This is a genomic window from Planococcus plakortidis (genome assembly GCF_001687605.2).
GTDB classification, from domain to species: Bacteria; Bacillota; Bacilli; order Bacillales_A; family Planococcaceae; genus Planococcus; species Planococcus plakortidis.
Genome location: NZ_CP016539.2, coordinates 1,728,416 through 1,747,258 on the forward strand (window position 1 = coordinate 1,728,416; position 18,843 = coordinate 1,747,258).

General features: G+C 49.8%; 18 protein-coding genes. 5 read left to right on the forward strand and 13 right to left on the reverse strand.

What is annotated here, in order from left to right; all coding sequences use genetic code 11:
- The first annotated feature begins 76 nt into the window (after window positions 1–76).
- The gene (locus BBI15_RS08760; protein ID WP_068869213.1) at window positions 77–376 is read left to right on the forward strand and encodes a hypothetical protein; all 300 of its coding nucleotides are present in this window, start codon (window positions 77–79) and stop codon (window positions 374–376) included.
- Here the strand turns inward: BBI15_RS08760 and BBI15_RS08765 are convergent.
- Window positions 360–1,538, reverse strand: coding sequence for an MFS transporter (locus BBI15_RS08765; protein WP_068869214.1), 1,179 nt, complete (start codon window positions 1,536–1,538; stop codon window positions 360–362). The two genes, BBI15_RS08760 and BBI15_RS08765, sit on opposite strands and share 17 nt — an antisense overlap.
- Window positions 1,539–1,623: 85 nt before the next feature.
- On the opposite strand from BBI15_RS08765, the gene BBI15_RS08770 reads away from it, so the two are divergent.
- On the forward strand, window positions 1,624–1,857 hold the full coding sequence (locus tag BBI15_RS08770; protein WP_068869215.1) for a hypothetical protein: 234 nt from the start codon (window positions 1,624–1,626) through the stop codon (window positions 1,855–1,857).
- A gap of 106 nt (window positions 1,858–1,963) precedes the next feature.
- Window positions 1,964–3,571 (forward strand): ABC-F family ATP-binding cassette domain-containing protein, encoded by a 1,608-nt coding sequence (locus BBI15_RS08775; protein WP_068869216.1) that lies wholly within the window; start codon window positions 1,964–1,966, stop codon window positions 3,569–3,571.
- Between the two features lie 66 nt (window positions 3,572–3,637).
- Here the strand turns inward: BBI15_RS08775 and BBI15_RS08780 are convergent, their stop codons facing one another.
- The 3 genes from BBI15_RS08780 to BBI15_RS08790 all read right to left on the reverse strand — a co-directional run bounded on the left by BBI15_RS08780 (window position 3,638) and on the right by BBI15_RS08790 (window position 4,684).
- Complete coding sequence (locus BBI15_RS08780) at window positions 3,638–4,114, reverse strand: YkvA family protein (protein ID WP_068869217.1); 477 nt, start codon at window positions 4,112–4,114, stop codon at window positions 3,638–3,640.
- Window positions 4,115–4,138: 24 nt separating this feature from the next.
- Window positions 4,139–4,345 (reverse strand): cold-shock protein, encoded by a 207-nt coding sequence (locus BBI15_RS08785; RefSeq protein WP_068869218.1) that lies wholly within the window; start codon window positions 4,343–4,345, stop codon window positions 4,139–4,141.
- Window positions 4,346–4,483: 138 nt separating this feature from the next.
- Window positions 4,484–4,684 (reverse strand): cold-shock protein, encoded by a 201-nt coding sequence (locus BBI15_RS08790; protein WP_033541967.1) that lies wholly within the window; start codon window positions 4,682–4,684, stop codon window positions 4,484–4,486.
- A 415-nt stretch (window positions 4,685–5,099) separates the two neighbouring features.
- Between BBI15_RS08790 and BBI15_RS08795 the strand changes: the two genes are divergently transcribed.
- Window positions 5,100–5,804 (forward strand): 5-bromo-4-chloroindolyl phosphate hydrolysis family protein, encoded by a 705-nt coding sequence (locus BBI15_RS08795; RefSeq protein ID WP_068869219.1) that lies wholly within the window; start codon window positions 5,100–5,102, stop codon window positions 5,802–5,804.
- Complete coding sequence (locus tag BBI15_RS08800) at window positions 5,725–6,948, forward strand: toxic anion resistance protein (RefSeq protein WP_405312882.1); 1,224 nt, start codon at window positions 5,725–5,727, stop codon at window positions 6,946–6,948. Before BBI15_RS08795 ends, BBI15_RS08800 begins: the two co-directional genes overlap by 80 nt.
- A 44-nt stretch (window positions 6,949–6,992) precedes the next feature.
- On the opposite strand, the gene BBI15_RS08805 is transcribed toward BBI15_RS08800, so the two are convergent.
- The 9 genes from BBI15_RS08805 to BBI15_RS08845 form a co-directional block, all read right to left on the reverse strand.
- Window positions 6,993–8,849: a vWA domain-containing protein gene (locus tag BBI15_RS08805; RefSeq protein ID WP_068869221.1), complete on the reverse strand. Its 1,857-nt coding sequence runs from the start codon at window positions 8,847–8,849 to the stop codon at window positions 6,993–6,995.
- A 9-nt stretch (window positions 8,850–8,858) separates the two neighbouring features.
- Entirely contained in the window at window positions 8,859–9,716 is an 858-nt protein-coding gene (locus BBI15_RS08810) for an AAA family ATPase (protein WP_068869222.1), read from the reverse strand.
- 56 nt (window positions 9,717–9,772) lie between these two features.
- On the reverse strand, window positions 9,773–9,970 hold the full coding sequence (locus tag BBI15_RS08815) for a DUF6501 family protein (protein WP_068869223.1): 198 nt from the start codon (window positions 9,968–9,970) through the stop codon (window positions 9,773–9,775).
- A gap of 62 nt (window positions 9,971–10,032) precedes the next feature.
- Complete coding sequence (locus BBI15_RS08820) at window positions 10,033–10,632, reverse strand: DedA family protein (RefSeq protein ID WP_068869224.1); 600 nt, start codon at window positions 10,630–10,632, stop codon at window positions 10,033–10,035.
- A 77-nt stretch (window positions 10,633–10,709) separates the two neighbouring features.
- Window positions 10,710–11,990 carry a 2-oxoglutarate dehydrogenase complex dihydrolipoyllysine-residue succinyltransferase gene (odhB, locus tag BBI15_RS08825; protein ID WP_068869225.1) on the reverse strand — a complete coding sequence of 427 codons (1,281 nt, stop codon included), beginning with the start codon at window positions 11,988–11,990 and terminating at the stop codon, window positions 10,710–10,712.
- Window positions 11,991–12,014: 24 nt separating this feature from the next.
- Window positions 12,015–14,843 carry a 2-oxoglutarate dehydrogenase E1 component gene (locus tag BBI15_RS08830; protein ID WP_068869226.1) on the reverse strand — a complete coding sequence of 943 codons (2,829 nt, stop codon included), beginning with the start codon at window positions 14,841–14,843 and terminating at the stop codon, window positions 12,015–12,017.
- Window positions 14,844–15,087: 244 nt separating this feature from the next.
- Window positions 15,088–16,734, reverse strand: a complete 1,647-nt coding sequence (locus BBI15_RS08835; protein ID WP_068869227.1) for a sensor domain-containing protein — start codon at window positions 16,732–16,734, stop codon at window positions 15,088–15,090.
- Window positions 16,735–16,752: 18 nt separating this feature from the next.
- The gene (gene dapF, locus BBI15_RS08840; protein ID WP_068869228.1) at window positions 16,753–17,700 is read right to left on the reverse strand and encodes a diaminopimelate epimerase; all 948 of its coding nucleotides are present in this window, start codon (window positions 17,698–17,700) and stop codon (window positions 16,753–16,755) included.
- Between the two features lie 24 nt (window positions 17,701–17,724).
- Window positions 17,725–18,801 (reverse strand): undecaprenyldiphospho-muramoylpentapeptide beta-N-acetylglucosaminyltransferase, encoded by a 1,077-nt coding sequence (locus BBI15_RS08845; protein WP_068869229.1) that lies wholly within the window; start codon window positions 18,799–18,801, stop codon window positions 17,725–17,727.
- Window positions 18,802–18,843: the final 42 nt, after the last annotated feature.

Here is an 18,843-nt window from a genome sequence, read left to right on the forward strand (position 1 = left end):
GACAGATTATTCACTTAGTTTAAAATCAAAATCAGCGGGTCTCCCCGCCATACTGGGTCTAACAGGAGGCATTATTATGCAATGGCTTAGCACATTGGATATTTTTTTCGTGCAATTGATCCTTATCCCGCCGTTTGTCATTTCACTTGGCGTCATCGCCGCACTGCTGTCCAGCCGAGTTTTCATCGGCCCGATCGTCACGCTCATCTCAGCGCTTGAACTCAATTATTGGTATTTTTCAACCACCCTTCCGGAAGCGGACATTCCGCCGATGATGGTCGCTTACTGGGCAATCCTGTTCCCGTTAATGTCGCTTTGTTGTTCATGGCTGGCTTTAGCCCCATCCACTAAGCAAGCGTTCAAGGTTTTCGATTAAGCAAATATGCAAAGAGTACCATCAAGAAGACGAATGCCAGGAACATCCATAAAGTGATGTCGTGGTTGCCCGTCTGGTCATAAACCACTCCGATGATAAAGGGCATGAACGCCGAAATCAAATAGCCACCCGATTGCGTCATCGCAGCCCAGCTATTTGCTTCGTCGGCCGAATTCGTTGCATCGAGCGGCAGCAATAAGGCGATCGGAAACAAGCCGCCGAGCGCCACTCCGATAAGAACGGCGGCGGGCCATACCGACCACGCCCCTGCAAACATCAATAACAGGATGCCGCCGGTGCCGAAGCCGAGCACAACCAACACCCATAAAAAGCGGTTCGGGTAACGGCTGAACAGCAGCGGGATGGAAATATTGCAGACGATCTGCACTGCCGTCATGACAGTGACGACTGCCCCTGCAGACAGGACGCTCAAGCCTTTGTCGATGGCAATCGGCGCAAGCCATGTCAGCATCGAGAAAAAGAAAGCCGATTGGAAGCCGAAGAACAATAGCATGTACCATGCCTTCACATTTTTCCATGGGCTTTCTGTGATCGGCAACGGATCATCCGGCATTGCTTGTGCTTGCCCTTTCGACTTCGCTTCAGGCATTCTCAGCCATACGATCAGGGCAGCAATCGCCAAGACCGACCAGATCGCAAGCCCCGCCGGCCATCCGGCCGCTGCATAGACGATACTCGTCAATCCAGCGGCAAGTGTGGCACCAAGCCCCATGCCGAACGAATAGATGCCGATCAAGGAAGCCGTCCGGGCCGGAAAATCCCGTTTGATCATCGCAGACAGCATCGGCCCGATGATGGCGATCGCGATGCCGATGAAAAACGAACTAAGCAATAAATTGAAATAGCTCGGCCAAAAGCCGCGGCCTAACGTAAAGACGCCGATAACGGCCAATAAAAAGCCGATGGAACGCTTCAAGCCGTAACGGCGGTTGAAGACGATCGCAAACGGCGCGAACACCCCCATGCACAGTACTGGCACAGCGGTCAATAAACTGACTTGCCCATTGGTGAGCAAGAGATCCGTCCGAATCGGATCGAGCATCGGGCCGATCGAAGAAATGGCCGGCCGCAAATTGAGCGCCACTAAAAGGATGGCGAAAATGACGCCGGTCAAAGCAGATTTATTTCCAACTTCCTTCATGTTTCTCTCTCCTTCTCCCTCAGCACCAAACTTGTGTTCCTGCCGCTGCTTCCCTTAAAATAAGACTGGAAAGGCGGGTTGCTGGATGAAGCTCATAAATTGGAGCTACGCAAAACGATACAATATTAAAGCCACTTTTGATGAATTTCCGCACGTCGTGGTGCTATTTCGCCAAATCGGGGGCTATTACTTCATTTTCTCGATGAAAGGCCTGACGCCGGAACATGTCCCGGGCAGGCGTGAATATGTACAAATGGAATACTTGCTGAACAAAGAACTCGGCCAACTGGATGCATACCTCCGGCGAAAAAGCCGTTGAGGCATTTCCTCTATTAGTTTAGCTGACACGGGCTTTGAACGCTACCGGTTTAAGGTGTATTCGTGTTATACTATTCATATTGTGAATTTTAGGAGGACGAATAATAATGATAGCAGTAAATGATGTATCCTTGCGTTTTGGCGACCGCAAATTGTTTGAAGACGTCAACATCCAGTTCAACCCGGGCAATTGTTACGGCTTGATCGGGGCGAACGGAGCCGGTAAATCGACGTTCATCAAGATCCTTTCGGGTGAACTCGAAGCACAATCGGGGAATGTTTCCCTGGGCTCAGGCGAACGCCTTGCCGTATTGAAGCAGAACCACTTTGAATACGAAGAGCATGTAGTCCTCGATACGGTCATCATGGGCCATAAAAAACTCTATGACGTCATGTCCGAGAAAAACGCCATCTATATGAAAGAAGATTTTTCCGACGAAGACGGCATGCGCGCTGCCGAACTTGAGGGTGAATTCGCAGACCTGAATGGCTGGGAAGCGGAATCCGAAGCCGCCATCCTGTTGCAGGGACTCGGCATTTCCGAAGATCTTCACGACAAGAAAATGGCGGAACTCTCCGGATCGGATAAAGTGAAAGTGCTTTTGGCACAAGCCCTGTTCGGCAAACCGGATGTACTTCTTCTGGATGAGCCGACCAACCACTTGGACTTGAAAGCCATCCAATGGCTGGAAGAATTCCTGATCAATTTCGACAATACGGTCATCGTCGTATCACATGACCGCCACTTCCTCAATAAAGTGTGCACGCATATTGCAGACCTTGACTTCGGGAAAATCCAGTTGTATGTCGGGAACTACGATTTCTGGTACGAATCCAGCCAATTGGCGACTCGCCTGGCATCCGACCAAAATGCGAAAAAAGAAGAAAAGATCAAAGAACTGCAGGCCTTCATTGCCCGTTTCTCTGCCAATGCTTCGAAATCCAAGCAGGCAACTTCCCGGAAGAAAATGCTCGATAAAATCGAGTTGGACGACATCCGCCCGTCTTCCCGTAAATACCCGTTTGTCAACTTCACCATCGGCCGCGAAATCGGCAATGATGTACTGACGGTTAAAGACCTGAGCCAAACAGTCGACGGCAAGCAATTATTGAACAACATCAGCTTCAATATGAACAAGGACGATAAAATCGTCCTGATCGGCGACCCGTTAGCCAAATCCGCCCTTCTGCGCATCCTGGCTGAAGAGGACGAACCGGCAACAGGCTCAGCCCGCTGGGGTGTCACGACTTCACGCGCCTACTTGCCGATCGACAATACCGAGTACTTCGAAGGCAGTGAAACTTCCCTTGTGGATTGGCTACGCCAGTATTCACCGGAAGATGAAAGCGAAACCTTCCTTCGCGGATTCCTTGGCAGAATGCTGTTCTCCGGCGAAGAAGTGAAAAAGAAACCTTCCGTCTTATCGGGTGGCGAAAAAGTGCGCTGCATGCTATCGAAAATGATGCTGTCGCATGCCAACGTGCTGCTACTGGATGAACCGACGAACCACTTGGACCTGGAATCGATCCAAGCCCTGAACAATGGCATGATCGCTTTCAAAGGCGCAATGGTCTTCACTTCCCATGACCACCAGTTTATCCAGACCGTTGCGAACCGTGTCATCGAGATCCAGGAAGATGGCTCGATTCTCGACAAGCAATTGACTTATGATGAATTCTTGGAATGGAAAGAAGCACAAGGCATCGCCAAATGATTGCCTGACATGAAAAACCCCCTCAGAAACGGCGTTTCTGAGGGGGTTTTTCGATTCGTTTCGGATTTATTTCAGGAAACGTTTTACGGCTTTACCGGCTGGAAGTTTCGCCGCCAGCTGGTCACCGGAATTCGCCAATTTGCTTAACACTTTCAAGAGGTCTTCATCCCCTGCCCAATGTTCCGTGACGACTTCTTTCGGGAACCGGTTCAGGACAGTATTGAGGACGTAAACCGCAACGATGACATCGTCCATGAAGCCGCCCGGGCCGACCAGGATTTCCGGCAGCAGGTCGATAGGTGCCATAAAGTATAGCACACCGGCCCCGACATAGGCTTTGCTTTTCTTATCGATACGGCTGTCAAGCAGCAGGCGCGTCAATAGATGGAAAAGGTCTGGCGCAAAAAAGACAAATTGGCCTGCTGAATCCAATTTCGAAGATTTACTTTCGAGCCAATTATGCACTCTCACACGAAGCTTTTGATAAAAATCCTGTTGTTTTTCCTCACTCGGCAATGATTTGCTCAAATATTCGTTCTCCATATGCGTTCCCCTTTCCTCCGGCGATCAAAAGACTAGTGTGACGTTTGTCGCTACCCGCTCTTTCCCGGGTGCCCCGTCATAAACCGTGAATTCGACGTGCTGGTTCGGCATGAACCGGCGGAACCCTTCTTCATTGATATTGATCGTTTCGAAATAGAATAGCTCGCCTGTATCGCCCTCGATATAGCCGAATCCTTTATCGTCATTGAATTCCTTGACTTTTCCTTGCATGGATAATCCTCCTCCATTTTCTTGGCAATCTCTTTTAGATATACCCGGATAAACAGGAAGATTAAACAATAGCTCCGTTGAGGGGAAAAATCCCCATCAAAAAAGAACTGCCTTAACGGCAGTTCTTGGATTGGAGAATTAAAGTTTAGTTACGTTAGTAGCTTGAGGTCCGCGGTTGCCTTCCTCTACTTCAAATTCCACGCGTTGTCCTTCGTCAAGCGTCTTAAAGCCTTCGCCTTGGATCGCTGAGAAGTGTACGAATACGTCGTCTCCGCCTTCAACTTCGATGAAGCCGAAACCTTTTTCTGAGTTAAACCATTTTACTGTACCTTCTTGCATGTTAAATTACCTCCTGTGGTAAACAAAATTTTTCAATATGCGAACTTTCATAAAAAAAATTCACATATTCCCAAAAGTACCGACACTTGCTGATCACTTTTGGGAATATGTGAATAGCTGTTGCGGAAGTTCGTATGTTGAATTACCTTAATTATATCAAATTGACTATAAAAGTCAAACAAATCTAAAAACTTTCTGAATTTTTTCCAAACATTCAATTCCTCTTTCTAAAAAATCCTTATATGCATTATGCCAAATTTATGGGAAATTGTAAAGGATTAATGCGTGGGTGGCCGACGGTCCGGAAGTTTGTATTGACTGCCCCATTCACGTAAAATAAGGGATAGAAACGCGCAGAATGAAACCTTTTCCTGCGCCGGACGTATAGTTTAGTAGCCGCTAAGGAGGTTAAAGCATGAAACCCATTAAGCCGATCGAAAACTTCATCAAAAGACAATCGGTCAGCCTCCCTCTCATGTCCGCCGTGTTCCCGATCCTCTATCTGGGTGCAGAAATCGGGCTGCTCGCTTCCGGTGCTGTTGCAGCCGGCACTTACTTTGCCAGCAATACATCGATGAAGCAATATCAGCTGTCGAGTGATTCAAAACAGCTCGGCATGACAAGAAGCGAATACCGCAATATCCGCGTGCAGATCAAGGAAGGCAAAGAAAAAATCAAAACCTTGCAAAGCCAATATTATAAAGTACGTTCCATCTCCTCGTTCAAGCAATTGATGGATATGGTCAAGATCGCCAATAAAATCATGGCAATCGTCCAGCAAAACCCGCGCAAATTCTACCTGGCAGAACCGTTCTTCTATTCGCATCTGGATTCTGCCATCGAATTGACCGGAAAATATACATTATTGGTCGGACAGCCTGTCAAAGACATGGAGATGCGCATTGCATTGCAGGAAACCCGCGAAATGCTCCGTTCCCTCCAACAGGTGATGGAAGCCGACCTGAAACGCGTATTGTCCACCGACGTGGAACAATTGCGCATGGAACTGGATTACGCACGCCTTGCTGTCGACCAGCACCATACTAGAGCGCTCGAGCAGCAACAGCAAATCGAACATAAAGGAGACATGGAAAATGACCAACAATCAGACGAGAAATGAGTTGGATGAGCTTCTTGGAACGCCGTTTGGCATGGAAGAAACCTCCCAGCAAACTCAATTGGCACAAACAGAAGGCCAGCCTGTCGCACTGCTCGACCGCTTGAGTGCCGAGGAACAGGAAAAAGCCCGCGAGTTGGCCAAGCAGATCCCGACCGGCAACCGGGAAGCGATCCTCACATACGGCGCCAATGCGCAAAACCAGCTGAGCCAGTTCTCGCATAAAATGCTCGATCATGTCCAGCGCAAGGATATCGGCCCTGTCGGGGATGTGCTCCATGACCTGATGAAGAAGCTCGAACAGCTGAACCCCGAAGAACTGACCCAGAAAAAGCAAAAAGGGCTGCGCAAAATGTTCAACCGCGCCAAATACTCCGTCCAGGAAATGATGAGCAAATACCAAAAGTTAAGCACACAAGTCGACCGGATCAGCGTCCAGCTTGACCATTCAAAACGCGGATTATTGGAAGATGTCCAGATGCTCGAGCAATTATATGACCAGAACAAGACCTATTTCCAGGCCTTGAACGTCTATATTGCCGCAGCGGAAATCAAACGGGATGAGATCATGAACGAAACGATTCCCGCATTGCGCAAAAAAGCCGAGGCATCCAACGACCAGATGGCCTATCAGGAAGTGAACGATATGGTCCAGTACGTCGACCGATTGGAAAAACGTCTTTATGACCTGCAATTGTCCCGTCAGATCACCATACAAAGCGCGCCGCAGATCCGCATGATCCAACAGACCAACCAAACGCTTGCAGAAAAAATCCAATCGTCGATCATGACGTCCATCCCCTTATGGAAAAATCAGATCGCTATCGCTTTGACCTTGAACAAGCAGATGAAAGCGGTCGAGGCACAAAAACAAGTGACGGCCACTACAAACGACCTGCTTTTGAAAAACTCGGAAATGCTCAAGATGAATTCGATCGAAACCGCACGTGAGAACGAGCGCGGCATTGTCGAGATCGAAACCTTGAAGCAAACGCAAGAGAATCTGCTTGAGACGATCGAAGAAACCTTGAAAATCCAGGCGGAAGGCCGTCGTAACCGTAAAGCGGCAGAGCTTGAAATCGGCCGTATGGAAGAAGACTTGAAGCAACGGCTGCTCGCTATCCACGATGGCCAGGAAAAGAACTGACTAAACCCCTCCGCACAACTTGCGGAGGGGTTTTGGCTTTCCTCTTACAATGCCTGTACGACCAGGTGCAAGGTGCGTTTCAATAAGCGCAGCGTCTGCTCGACAAATTGCTCCAGAGAATCAGCGCTGACCGATTTATTGCCATACAACATCCGGTAAAACGCTGCTTGTTCTTCGCTTGTCGGTTCACCGCTTAAAAACAAATGCATCACTTCGATGCCCATTTTCCCCGTTTCTGACACTGCCTGTGCCGTATCGATGATGCCGTTATCGGCATAATTATAGGCAGAAGGCTCGCCGTCTGAAAAGACCAGCATGAAGCGGTGTTTTTCCGGACGCTGTTTCAGTCGTTCGGCCATCCAGCGAATCGCAAAGCCGTCCCGATTGTCCTCGTGGGCATCCAGCGACAGGATCTCCGCAGCATGGTCCGCCGCTCCGTCCGTGAATTTATGCAGCCATTCGAAATAATTAGGCTGTTGATCATCCCCCGCCTCATAGGCATCCTCATAAAATACCACAATCTCATGAGGTATATGGAGCGCCCTTAAAACATCGTGGAACAACAGCACCGACTGCTTCGTTTCGTCGAGCTTGTCGACCATTGAAGCGGAGCCGTCGATCATCAAGCTGAAAACCGCATCCAATTGTTTTGAAGGGGCGGTTTTCCGGTAGAAAGGCTTTGGCCGTTCATCGGTGATGAGCGGCAATAGATTTTTTGACAGGCGGCCGGCATGCAAATTGGTGCGCTCGCTTTCGATGCGCTGCTGCATGCGCTTTTGCATTTCCTTCAGCAATGCACGCACATAGGGAGCTTGTTCACTGCGCCAGTGCTGCAGCCGCTGGCGGTCGATCGGCAAAGCTTCGATGCGCGATTCGTAATATACGACACCATCGTTCGCTGAACCGAAGCGGCCGTTCGCTTTTTTCGGCTTCTTTTCATCTTTTCTGCGCTCATCGGCCAGGTTGTCTTCCTTGTGTTCGCCTTTCGATTCACCCGTTCCGGTCTGTTCGACTTCCCCTGAGCCCTCTTCTTCCCTGCCTCCATCGGCAAGCTTTGAATCCCCGCGCTCGAGTTCGTATTCAAGCGCAGCCGCATTATTCAACTCGGTTTCACGGTGCCACGATTGGAACCATTCTTCGATTGTGTCGATTTCTTCTTGCTCGCCGGATTGCTCAGCCTCAATGCCTTCATGATATCTAGGCGGCGGCGTTTTTTCAGCCGGTTCACCGAATGTGTAATACGTATGGAGAATATCCGATTCCAGTAAATATTCCAGCCGGGGCATGATCCTCTGGATGGTCCTTACAGAATCGGCAGTGGAATCGGCACTGAATAAGTCGGTCCATGATAGAAACAAGGGATCCAGCTCTTCACTTATGGAAGCCTCCTTGCCACGCAGTTTCAAATAAGCTGCATTGAGGAAGGCATCTGCCCAAAACCCCTTCTTCCGATTCTGTTCCAGCTGGTCGGTATGGAACGCGATGGCGATTTTTTCCCTCACTTCAAATACGTGCCTGGTCCCTGGACGTTCCGCTACGATGCGGTCGCTTAATCGGAACTCTTCTGCCATCAACAGCAATTGCGCGGCAAGGTCGGGCAATCGGGACTCAGACTGCTCAAAATCGCGCCAGGAGCGCAAGCTGAAATGGCGCCAAAAACCAGCGCCCATTAAATAAATATCCGAAAGATAGCCAGCCTCCTCGATTTCCTTTGGCCGATGGCGCCAGAACACGCTCATCGAGACGGCCCCTTCAGATGGCCGGAACTCCCATAATTTCCGAGTCGTCAAGCGGAGGTAAGGCGCGGATGACAACGCCCTTGCAAGCTGTTGCATCCGGTTGAGCAGTCCCGTATCAACCGTTTCATTATTGAATTGGATAAAGCGATTGATTGAAGTCATCCTGCATCCCTACTTTCGCCAAGTATTCGCCAGATCCATCAACAGCGTCCGTTCACTTTCATCATCCAGTTTTTCGGCGATTGCGTAACGGACGGCACGCAAAGGGTCGATATGCATTGCCAGCGCTGTGGCATCCAATAAGCTGCGGATCGAGGCGGCTTCTTCCGACATCAGGCCGTTTTCCACTTGCTTCATCAAATCGCCCGCCAAGTCCAATATGAACAATTTCAGCTTCGGGTCGGCGTCCGGGAATTGCCTATCCCAAAGGCCACGCAGCTGCTCACCAGATAGATAAGGAATCGGATAGGAGATGAAACGGTTCTTCAGCGCTTCATTCATAGGTGATGTCCCGATGTACCCTTCATTGATGGCAGCCAGCACCGAGAAATCCGGATGCGCCTGGATGACTTCGCCAGTAAATGGATTGGTCAGCATCCGCCGGTAATCGAGCGCACTGTGCAGGATCGGCAAGGTTTCGGCTTTTGCCATATTGATTTCGTCGATATAAAGAATATGGCCGTGTTTCATGGCCGTTACGACAGGCCCTTCAACAAATTCAATCTCGCTTTGGCCATCACGCTGCACCAGTGTCTTAAAGCCGAGCAGTGCTTCCGCGTCCAAGTCGACCGAGCAGTTGATGCTTTGGATCGGCTGCTGGAACAAGTCAGATATGCTCTCGGCAAGCTTGGTTTTCCCTGCTCCTGTCGGCCCTTTCAATAGCACAGGCTTTTTCAACACAACGGCTGTCAGGATATCGTTCCATAAATTTTCATCAGGCGAGATATAACCGCCTTCCCCGATCAGGTTTGAATTTTCTGCATGGTCCCTTTGTGTCCGCTTCTTGATTTCTTCTTCAATAATCGTCATTTGCCCCACTCCCGTCTCCATAGAAAAAACCGATGGCTTCATCGGTTTTTTGTTCATCACTCGAAATAAGTTTTGTAATAGCCGCCGACTTTTCCAGTGTTGTCGACGACAAACAAGAATTCTTCCGTTTCGTTTTTCACATCATATTGCTGCCCTACCGTCAGCACATTCGATACTAAAAATTTTGCGGCATCGGTGTGCTTGCAGGTTACGGTACGGGTTGTTTCTTTTTCCAGCCAATTCGTATGTATCATCGCTCTCATCCTTTTCCATCTATTTATAGCTAATTTCAGTATAAGGAAAACTCAGTGGAAATTCAAACTTGCCCCCCTTTGCCGCCTTTCCGAACGATGGCAAGATATCCCACCAAGCCGATGACCGCGATAGTCGATAATGTGATCAAAAACCATTGCAAATGTCCAAGAATCGCTTCGTAGGCATATGGGAAACTGCGGCCCAACGAAAAATAGGCAAAAGTCCAGACAAATCCGGCAGGCATGGCGAACAGCAAATATCGCCCGAGCGGAAAGCGGCCGGCCCCTACGACATAAGGCATTGCCCAGCGCACGCCGGGGAGGAAAAAACTGAACGCGATCGCCCAATTCCCTTTTTCAGCCAAAAGTTGCCGGAATCGTTCGATGCCCCTCTGCAATAATGTCCTCTGCAGCCCTTCGATCAACCGGTTCCCGAACAGCCAACCGATGCCATATGCGAATAAATTACTCGTGATTAGCCCGCTATAGGCGGAAAGAAAGGCTGGCAATGGCTTGAAATCGCTCGTTTCCGTTACGACGCCTGAAAACGCTGCCGCGAATTCATTGGGGACCGGAAGGCCAAACAGCAATAGCCAATTCACCAAGAACATGCTTAAATATCCGTATTCCATCGCCATTTCCCATAGAAAATCCAGCTCCATCCAAATCCCCCGTCTCTATGCCACATTATCCCATAACAAAAGGCAGCCCCGCAATGGAGCTGCCTTTTGGTGTGGTCTTACGATTCAAGCAATAGGTCTTCTGGGTTCTCGATCAATTCTTTCACTGTTTTCAAGAAGCCGACAGAGTCGCTTCCATCGATGACACGGTGGTCATACGACAGGGCTACGTACATCATCGGACGGATTTCGACATTGTCGCCCACTGCGATCGGGCGCTTTTGAATCGTGTGCATGCCGAGGATCCCGACTTGCGTACCGTTCAAGATCGGCGTAGACAAGAGCGAACCGAAGACACCGCCGTTTGTGATCGTGAACGATCCGCCGGTCATATCACCGATTGACAATTTCTTGTCGCGGGCTTTTGTCGCCAATTCGCCGATTGACGCTTCGATTTCTGCAAAGTTCTTTTTATCCGTATCGCGGACGATCGGCACAACAAGCCCTTCTTCAGTCGATACAGCGATCCCTACATCATAGTACTGCTTCAAGAGCACATCCGTGCCATCGATCTCAGCGTTTACGTATGGGTATTTTTTCAATGCAGCCGTCACTGCTTTAGTGAAGAATGACATGAACCCAAGCTTGACGTCATGGTCTTGCTGGAATTTGTCTTTCTTGCGCTTGCGCAGTTCCATTACATTGGTCATGTCGATTTCGTTGAACGTCGTCAGCATGGCCGTCGATTGTTTCACTTCAAGCAAACGCTTGGCGATCGTCTGGCGGCGTCTTGTCATTTTTTCACGGACAACGCGGCCGCTTTCTTCATCAGAAGAAGGTGCTGCTGGCGCAGAAGCTTTCGGTGCTTCCTGTTTAGCTGGAGCCGCTGCCGGTTTCGAACCGTGCGCTTCGACATCCTGAACGCGCACGCGGCCCATAGGGTCTACTGGCGTGATGGAAGCCAGGTCGATGCCTTTTTCACGAGCCAACTTACGGGCCGCAGGGCTTGCGATTGTGCGGTCGGAAGAAGTGCTGTCTTCTTCTGTCGGCGCTGCTTCTTCGTCTGCAGGAGCTTCTTGCTTCGCTTCTTCTTTCGCCAAATCTTCTTTTGGCGCTTCTTTTGTTGAAGCTTCTTCTTTCGGTGCTGAAGCTGCCGCTTCGCCAGAACCTTCTCCAACTGTTGCGATTACTTGACCAACTTCAACTGTATCGCCTTCTTCTGCAAGCAATTCCTGGACGACACCCGCTTCTTCAGAGATGACTTCGACGTTGACTTTGTCTGTCTCAAGTTCAACGATGAATTCACCTTTCTCTACTGTATCGCCTGGCTGTTTCAGCCATTGGGCGATTGTTCCTTCTGTAATCGATTCTGCTAATTCCGGTACTTTGATCTCTGCCACAATTAATTCCTCCTTAAAAGTTCATCATTTCGATTTAGCTAAAGCTTCATCGATGATGCGTGCCTGTTCGACTTTATGGGACTCGCCATCGCCTTCTGCAGGGCTTTGGCGCTTCATGCGTCCATAATATTTCACTTCTTTGCCATCTGCAAGATCGCGCAAGTAAGGGTCAGCGAATGACCACGATCCCATGTTTTGCGGCTCTTCCTGAACCCACGCCAATTCCTTGGCATTCGGGTAGCGATCGATAATCGCTTTGATTTTTTCGGCCGGGAACGGATACAATTGCTCGACGCGGACGATATGCGCCCATTCGTAGCCTTTTCCGTCTTTGACGCGTTCCGCCAAATCGATGGCCATCTTGCCGCTTGCAAATAACAGGCGTTTCACTTTCTTCGCATCCTGCCCCATGCCCGGCTGCTCGATGACTGTCTCGAACTGGCCTTCTGCCAATTGATCGACTTCAGCCCCGACAAGCGGGTGTCTTAGAAGTGATTTTGGCGACACGATGATGAGTGGGCGGATCGCTTCTTCTCCAAGCATTTTCGCCTGGCGGCGGAGAATGTGGAAGTAGTTTGCTGCGCTGGATAGGTTGGCGACTGTCCAGTTGTTTTCTCCAGCCATTTGCAAATAACGCTCGAGGCGTGCACTGGAGTGTTCCGGCCCTTGCCCTTCGTAGCCGTGCGGAAGCAGCATGACCAAACCGGATTTTTGGCCCCACTTTGCGCGGCCGGACGAAATGAATTGGTCGAACATGACTTGTGCCATATTGGCGAAATCCCCATATTGCGCTTCCCAAATGACCAAAGCTTTGTCATTCTCCACATTATAGCCGTATTCGAAACCAAGTATAGAAGCTTCACTTAATGGGCTGTTGTAGACGACAAATGATGCTTTCGAGTCGGAAATATGGTGAAGCGGAACTAGTTCATTGCCGTTCTTCTCATCGTGCAGCACCAGATGGCGGTGTGCGAAGGTTCCGCGCTGTGCATCTTGCCCTGTCAGGCGGATCGGGTTGCCGTCTTGCAAAATGGAACCAAAAGCCAATGTCTCGGCATGGGCCCAATCGATTTTTCCTTTACCTTTAAACGGCTCTTCGCGGCGTTTCAGGATGCGCGCCAATTTGCCGAATGCGGAAAAGTCTTGAGGCCATGACAAAAGTTCATGGTTCATTTTTTCAAGGATGTCCTTGCCGACGCCCGTTTCGATTTCCGGGAAACCGTTCAATACGGCTTCTGGCATTTCAAGTTTCGGGTGATCGTCGGATTTGTTCTCTTTTACTTTGTCATAGGCTTCTTGCATCACTTTTTGGATGTCTGCATCCAGCTTTTTGACATCATCTTCTGACAGCACGTTTTCGGAAGCCAATTGTTTTCCGTACAATTCACGGACCGTATCGTGCTGATGAACGCCGTGATACATCATCGGATTGGTCACTAACGGCTCATCCATCTCATTATGGCCATAACGGCGGTAGCCGATCAGGTCGATCAAGATATCTTTGCCGAATTTCTCGCGGTATTCAAAAGCCAACTTGGCAACGGCTACTACAGCTTCCGGATCGTCCGCATTGACATGCAATACCGGAACTTCGAAGCCTTTTGCCGGGTCGGATGAATAATGGGTAGAACGGGAATCATACTGTTCCGTTGTAAAACCGATCAGGTTATTGGCAATGATATGGATCGATCCACCCGTTTGGTACCCTTTGATGCGGCTGAAGTTCAAGGTTTCCGTCACGATGCCTTGCCCTGGGAACGCGGCATCGCCATGGACGAGGATCGAATAGGCTTTTTTCGGATCTTGCGGAGCCAAGCCGCTTTCCGAAGTCATTTCCTGTGCAGCGCGAGTTTGCCCTGTCACGATCGGGCTCACGACTTCCAGGTGGGATGGGTTATAGGCAAGCTTGATCTTCGTTCCCGCTTTAGAGCTATATGCAGCACCCATATGGTATTTTACGTCGCCAAACCAGCCTTTGGTGATTTCAAGCGATCCGTCTTCCGGTAGGAACGCTTCATCGCCGACATGCGCGAATCCAGCGAACATCATTTCATACGGTTTGTGGAGGATATGTGTCAGGACGTTCAAGCGGCCGCGGTGGGCCATGCCGATCATGATGTTTTCAGTGCCTGACGATTCGGACATGCGGACCAGTTCATCCATCAAGACGACAAGCGAATCGACACCTTCAATTGAAAAGCGCTTTTGTCCGACAAATGTGCGATGAACGAATTTCTCAAATCCTTCAACGCGCGTCAAAAGATCCAACACCTGTTTTTTCTTGTCGGCATCGAGTTTTGGTTTCATATCGCCCGCTTCGATTTTCGACTGTATCCAGCTGCGTTCCTGCGGTTGGATGACATGCGCGAATTCGTAAGCGATTTTGTCCGTGTATAGCGATTTCAGGTAATTGATTGCATCCAGGCCGTTCTTCACCTCGGCTGGTGCATTTTCCAGGATCAAGGATACCGGTACATCTTTCAAATCGGCTTCACTCAAGCCGTATTTTGAGATTTCCAGTCTCTCCGTATCACGCGGCTGGTCTTTCAATGGGTAGATATCCGATGCCAGATGGCCGTGTGCCCGGATGGCTTCCGCCAGGTTGATCGCTGCCAATACTTTTTCAAAACGGTTCGGTTCGACTGAAGCGCCGGAAGCGGTTCCCGCAGCAGCACCCGTCTGTACGGGAGGCTGTTCGGTTGGCGGGCCGTATTGTTTGAATAGCTCCGCAAATTCGGGGTCGATCGATTCAGGGGCTTCCTGATAAAGCTCGTACATCTCCATAACATAACCCAAGTTTGGGCCGGTTATGGAATTCCATGGGGATTTTGTGTCCGGTTGATTGGTAGACATTGAATAACCTCCAACTATTTGCCTTATGGCATTCACTTTTATTTATAGGTCTTTCCTATTTTAGCACGCCCCTCGCCCGACTTAAAGCGGCAGGGCTGTAGCGGTACTGAACGAATTTCCATATCAATCTTACTACTTCCACTGAAAAAAACAATGCTTTTACTTGAAAAGATTCAGTTAAAACGCATTGAAGCGCTTACATGCATCCAGGACTGCAGAATTTACGGTTTATAATGGAAGAAAGTCATCCTTCACCGTGAAAACATACGATGCCCCCGCCCCTTTTTTTCGCTTCATAAAGTGCATGGTCGGCTTTTTGGATCAGCTCCTCAAACTCACTTCCATTCTCCGGATACAAGGCACTTCCGATGGAGCAAGTCGGCGAGAATTGGCGGCCCTCGATCATCCATCCATCTTTCAATGTCTGGTGGATGCGCGAAATAATGCTCTCGATCTGGTTCCGGCTGTCGATGGTGGAAATGCCGGGCAACAGGATGAGGAACTCATCCCCTCCGATACGTGCCGCTACATCCCGTTTTCGGATGCTGCGTTCAAGCGCGCGGGCGAATTGGTGGATGAATTCATCGCCGATTTCGTGGCCGTGCCGGTCATTGATTTCCTTGAAATTATCGCCATCTATGTACAGGACAGCGACCTGCTCTCCCATCCGGCTGCTATGCGCTGCCATCTCCCGGAAATGCTTGACCATCATTCGCCGGTTCGGCAAATTCGTCAATGAATCATGATACGCCATATGATGCAATTGCTCTTCCATTTCCTTGCGGTCCGTGATATCGAACAGGATGGAAAGCACCTGATAGATCTGCCCTTCGACATCCAACAGCGGAATGATCGTGGCATCCACCCAGAACGGCTGCCCATTCTTTTTCAGGCTATGCACTTGCCCGCGCCAGATTTCGCCTTTCCTCAAGACCGACTGGAGATGAGCGAGCTGCTGTTTGGGCATGATTGCATGGCCGATGGTCTGTATGTTCATCCCAGTCAATTCGCTGCTGTCGAACCCTGTCAGCTTCTTGAAGTTATCATTGGCAAATTCAATCATACCGGAGATATCCCAGATGAGTACGAGTGCTGCGTAATTCAGTGCATCCTTGTAGCTTTCCAGAATATTCTCCGTCCGTTTCAGTTCATGCTTCAATAACAATTCATTCGTCAGCTCACGGAACACGACATGAAAGGCCCGGATGATCCCGTCTTCCTTGATCAATGAATAGCTGGCTGAGAACTTCGCTTCCCGCCCATCGCTCTTGACTCGGCTCAAGAAGATCGAACTCGCTTTATGGGTGCTCCGGCTGTTTTCAAGAAGCAGCTTGCCTGTCTCGAAGAATTTTTGCTTGTCCTGCGGGATATCCTCGTAATTGCACCCCACCCAATCCTGGCGTTTCACGCCGAAAGTCCGCTCATACGCCGGGTTCATGTCGAGAATGGTAAAGTCCGCCGAAATCATCAACATCGGATCGACTGAATTTTGTACAAGCGATTGATAGAACAGATAATCCTCTTCGATTTTCTTTTGTTCTGTAACATCCCTCGTAATCGCCAGCACGTATTGCTGCCCTTCATGGCTGAATGGGGTCAGTTCGGTTTCCATTGCAGTGCCGCGGTCGGAGAACAGGCTATAGTCCCGGTAACGATGCCGCTCATTGCGCTTGATCGCAATCCGATATTGTTTATGGATTTCAATCGCCAATTCCTTCGGCATGCACTCCTCTACGGTACGGCCCGTTAAATCGATCCCGAAGATCTCCTTGCAGACTGGATTGACCCAAACATAAACAAAGCTGTTTCCCTGCTGTTGCATATAATAGACAGGGTCGGCCGCTTTCCCGTACAGCATATCCATTTGCTCTTTCGTAAAAGGTCCGGACATCGAATCCACCGCTTTCTGTTATCTCAGCTCTGCTGTCGCGCTGCTGATTTTCTCAATGAATCTTTCATAAGCCGGCTGCTCATCCATCGGTTTTACCAGTTCCAGCCCGCCTTCTGCCAAAGAAGTGCCGGCATGGAAGCGATACCCCCCCAGATATGTCGCATTGCCGCTCAATTTCAATTGATAATGGCCGTCCGCGGATTTTACCGAACAATTAACCATACCACCTGGATTAAAAACGGAAACGTCACCGAAAGGCACGAGCCCCACAAGACAACTGACCAATGCGGAGGCTGTCATGGCCGTACCGCACGCGTCCGTAAAGCCGACGCCTCTCTCATAAGTGCGGACAAAAATCCCTTGCTTTATCGGTGTCACATAACTTAAATTGACCCCATCCGAAAAATATGGGTTTTCGCCATTGAAATAAGCGGCCCATTTCTCCTGGTGGGAAGGGTCTTTCTGCAATTCTTTGCCGACAATCCCGATCAAATGGGGATTCGGGACGGCAACCGCAGTAAATGGGATCTCACCATCCATAAATGGCAGCGCTCGATGGCGCCATTCGGTGTGATCTTCAAACGCCATCGGCAAATCGGCTAACCGGAAAGAAACAGGTGAAATTTCAACGCCATACATTTTGACGCCTGCATCCACTTCCCGTTCTTTTTGCACGGCTAAATCCGCTTTCATCGTTTCGATCACTGCCTGTTCGGCCCCTTCCCGCTCGCAAACAAAGCGTGCCACACAACGCAAGCCGTTGCCGCACATGGAAGCTTCAGAGCCATCCGTATTGAACACGCGCATTTTCGCATCCGCGTGTATGGATGGAGAGACGGTCAACAGGCCGTCTATTTCCGGATCTAGTGCCGCCAGTCGCTTCGTCAATTGCGGAAAATCCTCGCGGTCGCTTCCCTCATAAAGGAAAAATGTATTCATTGAGCCATGCACTTTCAATAATTCCATATCAAACACCTCTTCAGCTCGAGTTTATTTGGCGTGGGCAGCCACCAATTTCGCCATCTCGTAGGCGGTTTTCGGCGGTTCTGCCTCTGTCATTGCGTGGATCAATTGCTCTTCTTCAGCTGCCAATTGTTCAATCGCCGCCAAGAAGCTGTGGGCATCCAATTGCTCTTCTTCGAGCACATGGGCAAAGCCTTGGGATTTGAACAAATTGGCATTCAGGATCTGGTCGCCGCGGCTTTTTTGCTTCGACAGGGGGATAAGCAGCATCGGCTTTTTCAAGGCAAGAAATTCAAATATCGAATTCGAGCCTGCACGGGAGACGACGAGGTCCGTCAAATGCAATAGATGCGGCAACTCATGCGTTACATATTCAAACTGGCAATACTGTTCGTGGCCTTCAAGGCGTTCATCGATATTGCCTTTTCCACAAAGGTGGATGATGTTGAACTGCTTGGTCAAGCGGTCCAGGTTTTCGCGTACCGCCTCATTGATGAGCGCCGACCCTTGGCTGCCGCCCATGACCATCAAGACTTTATGGTTATTGTCGAAATGGCATAATTCCTTGCCGCTTGCGGCTGAACCATCCAGCAGTTCGCTGCGGATGACCGAGCCCGTGCAAGTCGATTTCTCTTTCGGCACATGGCCCATCGTTTCCTTGAAGACCGTGAAGATGTGATCCGCAAAGGGAATGGCCAATTTATTCGCAAGGCCCGGTGTGACATCTGACTCGTGGATGATGACAGGCACTCCTGCCAAACGCCCTGCCATCGCGACCGGCACCGAGACGAAACCGCCTTTTGAAAAGATGGCGGCCGGCTTCACTTTGCGGATGATATTCAAGGCTTGCGTCAAGCCTGCCCCCACTCGGAACGGATCCGTGAAATTCTTCATCGAGAAATAGCGGCGCAATTTGCCGCTCGAAATGGCATGGTATGTAATTTCGGGATGCGACTCGCGGATCAATTCATTTTCGATGCCTTCTTTGGAACCGATATATTCAACGCGGAACCCGAGCTTTTCCAGTTCCGGAATGATGGCCTGATTTAATGAGACGTGGCCGGCTGTCCCGCCGCCTGTCAATATGATTGTCTTGTTTTCCATCTGTTGTCCAACTCTCCTGCCGTGTGCATAGGTGTCTTCATC